6 protein-coding genes are annotated in these 9,807 nt (G+C 65.1%); 2 read left to right on the top strand and 4 right to left on the bottom strand.

Features of this window, described 5'->3' with window-relative positions:
• The 3 genes from ACODRZ_RS25945 to ACODRZ_RS25935 form a co-directional block, all read right to left on the bottom strand.
• Positions 1 to 1,189: diguanylate cyclase domain-containing protein (locus tag ACODRZ_RS25945; RefSeq protein WP_488973081.1), on the bottom strand; the 1,189-nt coding region annotated here is incomplete at its 3' end.
• Between the two features lie 217 nt (positions 1,190 to 1,406).
• A complete protein-coding gene (locus tag ACODRZ_RS25940) occupies positions 1,407 to 2,867 on the bottom strand; it encodes an amidohydrolase (RefSeq protein WP_488973082.1) in 1,461 nt (486 codons plus the stop codon).
• Positions 2,868 to 2,946: 79 nt separating this feature from the next.
• Positions 2,947 to 5,280, bottom strand: a complete 2,334-nt coding sequence (locus ACODRZ_RS25935) for a TonB-dependent receptor (RefSeq protein ID WP_488973083.1) — start codon at positions 5,278 to 5,280, stop codon at positions 2,947 to 2,949.
• 201 nt (positions 5,281 to 5,481) lie between these two features.
• Between ACODRZ_RS25935 and ACODRZ_RS25930 the strand changes: the two genes are divergently transcribed.
• Entirely contained in the window at positions 5,482 to 5,976 is a 495-nt protein-coding gene (locus tag ACODRZ_RS25930) for an RNA polymerase sigma factor (RefSeq protein ID WP_036526503.1), read from the top strand.
• Positions 5,973 to 7,028, top strand: a complete 1,056-nt coding sequence (locus tag ACODRZ_RS25925; RefSeq protein ID WP_488973084.1) for a FecR family protein — start codon at positions 5,973 to 5,975, stop codon at positions 7,026 to 7,028. The genes ACODRZ_RS25930 and ACODRZ_RS25925 overlap by 4 nt, the downstream gene beginning before the upstream one ends.
• 24 nt (positions 7,029 to 7,052) lie before the next feature.
• Here the strand turns inward: ACODRZ_RS25925 and ACODRZ_RS25920 are convergent, their stop codons facing one another.
• Positions 7,053 to 9,290 (bottom strand): TonB-dependent receptor, encoded by a 2,238-nt coding sequence (locus ACODRZ_RS25920; protein WP_488973085.1) that lies wholly within the window; start codon positions 9,288 to 9,290, stop codon positions 7,053 to 7,055.
• Positions 9,291 to 9,807 lie beyond the last annotated feature (517 nt).

Below are 9,807 nucleotides of genomic sequence, written 5' to 3'. Positions count from 1 at the left end.
TGTCCATCGGCTTGCGCCAGTGGGCGCATGGGTCATGATCAGAGAGTCTTGGTATAAGGTCTACCACACCCATCGAGCACGTGACCGCGACAGCATAGCCGCCAAGGCTGAAAGGCGCGCGGACCGCATCGACGACGCCCGAGGCAAGGGCGAGGCCCTGCTCGCCTTCGGCCAGCGGCATGGACACGGCGAACTCGTCGCCGCCGATGCGTGCAACGACGCTCTTGCTGCCGAGGTGGTCCTTCACCCGCTCGCCGATCAGGCTCACGAGGTCGTCACCGGCGGCATGGCCATAGTCGTCGTTGACGTGCTTGAAGCGGTCGATATCGATGACCATGCAGGCGAAGCGCCGCTCACTGCCGGTCGCCAGCAGCTTGCCGAAGGTTTCGAGGAAAGCGCGGCGGTTGGGCATCCCGGTGGCGGGGTCGCTGAAGGCGAGGTTCTTCACCGCGCGGGCGTTCTGGCGGAAGGTTTCGAGCGGGTGCGACAGGGCCTGCAGTTCCTTGAGCCGGAAGGTGCCGATCTCGATGTCGAGGTCGCCATCGGCGAGGCGCTGGACGTTGCCGTGCATGCGGCGGATCGCGGGCAGGATGTTGCGCGAAATGTCGAACAGAGCGAGCAGCACGACAAGGATCGTCACCAGCCCGGTCGCCAGCACCAGCAGCTGCCAGCGCCCGACCGAGGCGACGAGCTGCTGCTGCGCGCTGCGGCGCTGGGCATGGGCGCGCTCGACGATGCCGTCTGCGAATTCGCCCATCGCGACGTTGCGCGCCTCGATCCGGCGGGCAAGCGAGCGCGTAGCGCCGTGCTTCTGGACTTCGAGGATTTCGGCGACGTGCCGGTCGAGGTCGGCGAAGGGATTGTCCGCTTGCGGCGCGTCGTAGAACACCATGCCGCTATTGCGCAGGCGGCCGAGCTGGTCGCCGATGCCGATGGCCTGATCGGTCAGTTCGTCGCTGCTGCCGCCGGTCTCGCTGACCATCAGGCCACGGTTGGTGGCCATGCGCAGCTTGGCGACCGCGTCGGCGAACTGGTCGGCGTTTTCGGCGATGGCGGAGGTCTGGATCAGGGCATCGCTCTGTTCGCGCAGGGCGTAGGCTTCGCGCTGGGTAACCACCTGCAGCAGCACTGTAAGCGCCACGATCAGCGTGAGCGCGCCCACCAGCCGTGTCTCAAGCGATGCAAACATGCGCCCGAACTTCGAATTAACGTTGAACATCTCGCACCCGAATTGTGCCGGGAATTCCCCATTCCCGTGCCATTGAGCGAGAGGTTAACGCGAATTTCCTAAGAAAATCTAATAAGGACAGTTGCTTGACTGTCATTAACAGTCATTGAAATGTCATAATTAGAAAAAAGACCCGGTTCCGCGCACTTGCGCGGAACCGGGGTCAGGATGGGTCCAGTCAATTCTTTGAGACAGGCGCCTTGCGATAGTCGAGCGAGGGCGCCTTGTCGCCGAGCAGCGAGCGGTAGACGAAGTCCGGGCCGCGCCGTTCGTCCAGTTCCTTCTTCGCGGCGGCCAGCGTGTCCGGGCTCTGGAACAGTTGCGCGGCGGTCAGGGCGAGGGTCTTGGCGGCCACTTCGGCGCCCTTGGTGCCGACGCTGTTGCCGCTGGCGGCGACTGCCTGCCAGCTGTGCGGCGGCGTGCCGGGTACCCAGGTGCCCGCCGACATGCCTGCCGTGGGCGTGGTGTAGCTGACGTCGCCGACGTCGGTGGAGGCGGACATGATCTCGCCGCTGGAATAGGGCTCGATCCCGGCGGTGCGCTTGCGGCCGCCCTTGGGCAGGGTGGTCTCGATCTTGTCGATGAACGCCTGCTCCTGTGCGGTGTAGGCGGGCAGGGGAACCTGCTTGAGGTTGTCGTACATGACCCGGCCCAGCGTATCGTTGGGCAAGAGGTCGAACGTGCCGCCGATCTGGTCGTACTCCACCGTGGTGCCGGTGCCGAGCGCGGCGCCTTCGGCGGCCTTCTTCACGCGCTCCATGATGTCGGCGACCTGCTGCTGGTCGGGATGGCGCACGTAATAGTAGACCTCGGCGGTGTCGGGCACGACGTTGGGTGCCTTGCCGCCATCGGTGATGACGTAGTGGATGCGCGTTTCCTGCGGCACGTGCTCGCGCATCATGTTGACCATGTTGTCCATCGCCTCGACGCCGTCGAGCGCGGAGCGGCCGCGCTCGGGTGCGGCGGCGGCGTGCGAGGCGAGGCCGTGGAAGCGGAACTTGGCGCTGACGTTCGCGAGGGCGTGGCCCTGCATGGCGCTGTAGCCGTCGCCCGCGTGCCAGTGCAGCATGGCGGACACGTCCTTGGTCAGGCCGGAGCGGACGAGGAAGACCTTGCCCGATCCGCCCTCTTCGGCGGGCGCGCCGTAGACGCGCAGTTCGCCCTTGATGCCATGGGCGACCATCCAGTTCTTGGTGGCGATCGCCGCCGCGACCGAGGCGGCGCCGAACAGGTTATGACCGCAGGCATGACCGGCGATGCCGTCGATGACGTGGCGCTCAGGCTCGGCCGCCTGGGCGAGGCCGGGAAGGGCATCATATTCGGCGAGGATGCCGATGACCGGGCCGTCTCCGGTCTTGAAGCTGGCGACGAAGGCGGTGGGCATTCCGGCGACACCGGCGGTCACCTTGAAGCCTGCTGCCTTGAGATCCTTCTGGAGCAGCCCCGAGCTTTTGGTCTCCTGGAAGCCGACTTCGGCCCAGGACCAGATCTGCAGCGCATTACGCGCCATCGCGGGGGCGCCGCGATCGACTTCGGCGAGGATCGCGGTGCGGTCGGCATCGGCCAAGGGCTCGGCCATCACAGGAGTAGAAGCGAGCGCGGAAAGGGAGAGCAGAGCGGTACGAAGACGGGATTTCATCGGGCTACATCCTCATCGAAGGGTCGTATCGAAAGAGTGCCCGCGCGGATCGGGATGATCCGCGCGGGCGGGTAGGGGATCAGCGCTTGCCGAACGACATGCGCAGCTGGGCACCGAACACGCGCGGCTCGTTGTAGACGAGCGTGGTCGAAGTCACCGACGGCGTGACGACGCCGCCTGCGGCAGCATACGTCACGTCGAACAGGTTACGCACGAAGAAGCCGAGGTCGATGCCGCGATCCTCGATGTTGTTGAAGTCCAGCTTGAGGTTGACGGTGTCGTAGGCCTTCTGGATGCCGTTGGTGTCCAGCGGGCGCTCGACGTACCAGACCTTCGCGCTGTGGAACCAGTTGGCGTTGAACACCATCTCGGCGAAGTTGCCCAGATACGTCGCGTAACGGGCACCGCCGCCGATGGTCCACTTGGGCGTGTAGGAGAACTTGTTGTTCACCGGGTTGGTGCCAAGCAGCGGGACGAAGGCTGCGGGTGCGTCGTACTCGTCGTACTTGGCATCGGTGTAGGCGCCGAAGCCCGACAGGGTGAAGCCGCCGACCGGGGTGACCGAGAAGTCGAACTCGGTGCCCTTGATCGTCGCCTTGGCGGCATTGATGATCAGGCTGCTCGGATCGTTGGCCGAATTGCCGTCGCCGTCGAAGTCCGCGCCGGGGAAGATCGAGCGCTGGATGTTGTTGTACTTGCTGGTGTAGGCCGCGATGTTGAAGCGGCCCTTGACGCCGCCGATTTCCCAGCTGCTTTTGATACCGGCCTCGTAGTCGGTGACCTTCTCGGGTTGGAACGTTTCGAAGCCGTCGAAGTACGAGGACATGCCGCTCTGGTTGTAGCCTGCCGAGCGGTAGCCGCGACGGTTGGTGACGTAGAGGAACAGGTCGTCGTTGACCTTGTAGTCGAAACCGACGGTCCAGGTCGGGGCCTTGGAGCTTTCCGAACCGGTCTTGCCGCCCTGCGTGGCGCAGGCGTCAGGCCCGATGCGCTCGGCCGTGTCGAGCGCCGCGACCGAGCAGCCGCTCGACTTGTCCCAGGTGTAACGGAAGCCGCCGTTGAAGCGCAGCCCTTCCGCGAAGCCGCCGAAGGCATAGCCGACCTGCCCGAACAGCGCCTTGCTGGTCGAGGAATTGTAGTTCTCGTTGTAGGTGAAAGTCTTGCCCGGGATCACCGCCGAGTAGGTGACGCTGCCGTTCACGCCGGTCGGGTCGCTCTTGAGGTAGAAGGCGCCGACGATCCAGTCGAGGCGGTCGTTCAGCAGCGAGCCGAGGATCTGGAACTCGTTTGAGACCTGCTCGACGTCGGTGTTGGAAACACCGTCGTAAAGCGCGAGGTAGGTGCCGTCCATGTCACGGGCGGCCGCGACCTTGCTCCGGCGGTAGCCGAAAATGTTCTTGAAGGTGACCTTGCCGACTTCCAGTTCGGAGGTGTTGGCCACGCCCCAGAAGGTGCGGTTCGAATAGGGATTGATGCTCGTGCTGACGTCGCGCACGCCCGCAGCCTGCTGCTCGGCCAGCGCGATGTCGATGTCGCAGCCCGCCACGCCGCAGTCGAAGTAGGGACGGTTCGCTGCCGTGCGCGCGGTACCGCCGCCGCTGACGGCCGGGTTCGGGTAGACGCCGCCCAGCACGGTGCCGGTGCCGTTTTCACGCGCGCGATACCAGTCGAACACGGTGGTGTTCTTGAGGCCATCGACCGGCTCCAGCAACAGCGAGGCGCGGAAGGCGTCGTTGTGGCGGTCGTCGAGATCGCCGCCGTTGCCGTGGTTCTTGGTGTAGCCGTCGCGGCGGGCGATCTGGCCCGCGACGCGCAGGGCCACGCGGTCTGCGACGATCGGCACGTTGACGGCGCCCTCGAAGGTCGTCTCGTTGTACGAGCCGAGCGTGACCTGTCCGTAACCGGCGAAATCATAGTCGGGCGCGACGGGGTAGAGCAGCAGCGCGCCGCCGGTGGTGTTGCGGCCGAAGAGAGTGCCTTGCGGACCCTTCAGGACCTGGATCGAGCCGATATCGAAGGTCGGCACGATGCTGCCTTCGTTGGGCAGCGGCACGTCGGCGAAGTAGGTGACGACCGAAGGGGCGGCCGCGCCTGCCGTCGCGCGGCGCTGGCCGCGGATCACGATCGAGGGCGTATCGCGCGAGGTCTGCGGCGCGACGTTGAGGCCCGGCGTCGTGTAGGTCAGGTCCTGCGTGGAGACGACGGCCTTCTCGCGCAGCATCTCGGAGTTGAACGCGGTGACCGAGACGGGGACGGTCTGGGCGCTTTCCTCGCGGCGGCGCGCGGTGACGACGATGTCGCCGCCCGGCTGGTCGAGCGACTGGGCTGCCGTGTCGGACTGGGCCTGCGCGGGCGCGGCGATGGCGAGAACGGTGGACGCGAGAAGAAGAGCCGAAAGGCTGCGACAGGTCATTGGTGTGTTACCCCATGGTTGTCCGGCCTGTCCCTGATCGCAGGCCGATATGCGCAAGACGCAAAGGCGCGCGGATCATTCGCTGCCCGTGAAAAAATATATCGGATGACCTTCCGTAGCCTGCGCGGCTATGGAGGCCGGGCATTGGACAGAAGGGCTGATCCGATTTTCTCGTTGCGCAGGACACCGCAGGAAAAGCATGTGCAGGGCCGTCAGCAGGTGACCGACCTGTCGGTGCACGTGCCCGCCCTGCGCCGTTATATCGCCAAGCGGGCGAACCCGGTGGATGTCGACGATCTCGTGCAGGACGTGCTGGTCCGCATGCACGTACGCGGGCAGGCGGACCCGATCGCCAATGTCGAGGGCTACCTTTTTCAGGTCGCTGCGAGTGTCCTGACCGACCGTGCGCGCCGCGATACGGTGCGCCATCGCGGCGCCCATCACGAACTCACCGAAGCGCTGCACCCGGTGGACGACCTCACCCCCGAGCGCGTGCTGCGCGGCCGCGAGGACGTCGATCGGCTGGCCAATGCGCTGGAGGAAATGCCCGAACTGACGCGCGACGTCTTCGTGCTCCACCGCTTCGAGGAAATGTCCTACGACGCGATCGGGCGGCACCTTGGCATCTCGACCAGTGCGGTCGGGCGCAATATCATGAAGGCGATCCGCTTTCTGGCGGCGAGGGATCTGCCGTGAGCAAATCCGCCGACAATCGCCCGTTCGATAGCCGCCCCTTCGATGGCCGGGCGCTGGAGAAGATCGACTCGCCCGAGGCGACCGCCGCTGCCTATTTCAGCATTTTCCATTCACCCAAGGCGACGCCGCAGGACTACGAGGATTTCGAAAGCTGGCACGCCCGCGACGAGGCGCATCGCATCGCCTGGGCGCGAGTGGAGCGAGCCTGGGACGGCACCGGAGCGATGCGCGCCGATGCCCGCATCCTCGAAATCCGCGAACGGACGCTCGCCAACCGCCGCGACCGCCGCGCCTGGGCGCGCCCGGCGATGGCGGCTGGCCTGGCGGCGATGGCGGTGGTAGGCGGTCTTGCCTTTCAGCACTACCGCGGCGGCGACGGTACTGCACCCGCTGTTCTAGCCGACGCGGACAGTCATGTAATCTCGACCGGGGTGGGCCAGCAAAGCACGTTCCGCATGACGGATGGTTCGGCGATCACCGCGAATACGGCGACCGCGCTCACTGTCTCGGAAAGCGAGGCGGTCCGCAGCACCGTGCTCCGTAGCGGCGAGGCTTTCTTCGAAGTCGCCAAAAACCCGCGCAAGCCTTTCGTCGTTTCTGCAAACGGCGTGCGGGTGACCGCGCTGGGAACGGCCTTCGCGGTGCGCGATATTGGTGGCCGCGTGACGGTGACCCTTGCCGAGGGCAGGGTCCGTGTCGACATGCCGGCCTTGGATGGCGGCAAGCCGCAGACCACCGAACTGCACCCCGGAGAGCAGCTTGTCTGGAAGGACGGTGCCTACCATACCGCGCCAGTCGAAGCGGAGCGCCAGCTTTCCTGGCGCACGGGTGTATTGAGCTTCGATCGGGTGCCGCTTGAACAGGCCGTGGCCGAGATCAACCGCTACAGCCCGCAGGAAATCATTATTGCGAGCTCGGCGCTTGCCCGTCGACCCATCAGCGGCACGTTCCGCATCGGTGTGACGCGAGGGTTCCTGCAGAGCCTCGAGTTGGCAGGCATCGCCCGCGTGGAAAACGAGAGCATCACGTGCGCGGAACTCGTCGAGCCGTGACGGTCCCACCCGGACAGGCGCTACTTATTCGAAATTGTAGCGCAGCCGCAGGCCGAGGGTGCGGGGCGGGCCGGGGATGATCGTCGCCGCCGTATAAGCGGGGTTCAGCGTTCCGCCACCGCTCGCGTAGAATCGGTCAGTCAGGTTGCGCCCCCATAATTCAAGGTCCACCGGTAACCCGCCCGGACGGCGCCATGTCACCGAGGCGCCGAGGAGGCCATAGGCGGACTGGCGGGCGAACGGTTCGGTCGGCCGTTCTGTCAGCCGCATGCTGCTCACCCATGCATAGTCGGCCCCGAAAGAGAGAGCGCCAAGCCTCGCCGGCAGCGGGAACTCGTGCGATGCGAAGATTGATGCACTGAATGTCGGCGTATACGTGAAGCGATTATGCAAAGGATCCGCACCCAATAGCGCGGTCAGCGCGGCGGGAGCATTTATCCGGGTATACCGGGCGTCGATCCAGGAGGCGCTGAAGGTGAGCCGGGTGCGGGCTCCCACGTTCAGCGAGACATCGCCGTCCGCGCCGGCGACGCGGGCCTTGGCACTGTTGATGTAGAGGGTGATGGGATCGGTGGACGGGTCGCCATCGCCGTCGAAATCGACGTCGGGGAACAGCGCGCGCTGCACCTCGTCGTAGAAACCGACATAAGCCGCGACCGTATAGGAGCCGCTGACTCCTGCAAAATTCCAGCGCCCCTTGGCCCCGGCTTCGAAATCGGTCAGCGTTTCCGGCCGGAAAGTCTGGAACGCGGCGAGCGAACCGGCGAGAGCGGGGGTGTTGTAGCCACCGGAACGAAACGCACGGCGGCTGGTGGCATAAAGGCTGCCGCCTCCCAGCCTGCGGGTCAGTGCCAGCGTCCAGGTGAGCCGTCGCGATCGCGCCCGCGCTTTTGTTCCGCCCTCGCCGAGGCATTCCCGTTCGGACATCGGCTTTGCCGCGGCAGATCGCAAGGCGCAGCCGCGGATCCATTCGCCGGTATAGCGCAGGCCTAGATCGGCGGTCAGGTCGGTGGTAAGCGAAGCGGTGACCTGGCCGAAGATCGCGGCGCTGCGGAAGGTCTGGTAACTGGCGATGTGCGAGGGCGGATTGTCCGGCCGTGTCAGTCGCGACAGCGTCTGTACGACGGGGCCGTCCGGCGCGCTGTCGAGGTAGAACAGGCCGCCGATGTAACGCAGGCTGCCGTTCTTGCCCTGCACCTGCAGTTCCTCGCTCCACTGCCGCAACCGGGCGTCGGTGACTGAATCGTTGATCGGCAGAGGTGTTCCGTCTCCGTCAAGTGCATAATGGAGGTCGGTCGTCCTGAGCCCGACGATGTTGCGCAAAAGCAGGCTTTCATCGCCATATTCCGTGACGTTTCCGATGCCGCGAAACCGTCGCCGAAAGGAAGGTGCAAGGCCCGATTGAGAAGTGTGGCGGCCCAGTGCCTTCTGGGTTTCGAAATAGGCATCGATGTCACAGGCGCTGGTGCCGCAATCGAAGTAGGGCGCATTCTGAGCATCGCGCACGCTTCCCCCTGGATAGACGCCCGCAAGGATCAGCGCTGCGCCTTGTTCCTCCGCATCGAGCATGTCGAAACTGATCGTGGAACGCAGTGGCCCGTCCGGATCGAAGCGCAGCACCGCACGCATCGCATCGCTATGGACGTCGTCCGCATGGCCGCCACCCAGCAGATGCGTGTAACCTTCGCGTCTTACCTGCTGGCCTGATACCCGCAGCGAGAAGGGACCGGCCGCAGGCAGTTCGATCGCGGCTTCGAGCCGATGCAGTCCGTAGTTGCCGATTTCTCCTTCAATATAGGAAGCGACGCCGTCGCCTGGCTGCACTGAACGGAGCAGCACCGCGCCGCTGGTGGCATTGCGACCGAACAGCGTTCCTTGTGCCCCTCGCAGCACTTCGACCGAGGCGATGTCGAACAACGGTGAGAGTGCCGCCTGATTGGGCAGGGGCACTTCGTCCTGATAGACGACCAGCGGCAAACGGTTCTCGTCGCTGATCGATCGCCTTTGGCCGCGCATCACCAGGAGCGGCGTGGCGCTGCTGGTCTGGCCGGTGGCGACGAACCCCGGAGTCATGCGAGCGACATCGACGAGCGTGCGCGCGGCTCCATGCTCCAGCATCGAATTGTCGAGATGGGTCACTACCAGTGGCACATCGCGCTCCAGTTCAGGACGGCGACGGGCAGAGACCAGAATTTCAGGCGGCTCTGCGACCGGCGCTGGCGGCTGGGCGCGACCGAGCCTTCCGGCAGGCGGCGTTCTCACGATCAAATATACCCCGGGAGCAACGGCTCGAACGGACAGGCCCATACCGCGTGTCATTCGCCGCAATGCTTTGTCCGCAGCTATGCGCCCCTGCACCGCATGTGTACGTCGTGCTTCACTACCCGGTGCATTGAGCAGGATTTCAACGCCGGCTTGCTGGCCCAAAGCCGCGACGGCGCGGGAAAGCGGGAGCGTTGGAACGTTCAGCACTACGTCCCGGGCGATGGCCCCGTTTGTCGACAAAGAGAGGACCGCGAACGCGCAGACGGCATTCGCTATTCTAGCACGCAACCCGACGTTTTCCTGGCCATTGAGGCATAATTCCCTGTGGGCGCGTGGCTATCGGCATCGACGCCGGGCTTCAAGCAAAAGCTGAAATATGCCCTTGAAGCGCTGTTTTGTCCGGCTACGCCCCTTGCTGGCAAAATTTTTAAAATTGGTTGTTGACCGACTCACTTCCTCGGCTTAGAGGCCGCTTCACCGCAGCGGAGCACGCTTCTGCTACGGTCGCCAACAC

Source organism: Novosphingobium sp. FG90 (assembly GCF_057808725.1).
Note: the sequence above shows the minus strand (reverse complement) of the source record. Positions and strands in the feature narration are given on the sequence as shown.

Excerpts from the sequence above, each read along its gene's own strand:
- ACODRZ_RS25940 (WP_488973082.1), bottom strand. The coding sequence starts at position 2,867 with ATGAAATCCCGTCTTCGTACCGCTCTGCTCTCCCTTTCCGCGCTCGCT.
- ACODRZ_RS25935 (WP_488973083.1), bottom strand. The coding sequence starts at position 5,280 with ATGACCTGTCGCAGCCTTTCGGCTCTTCTTCTCGCGTCCACCGTTCTC.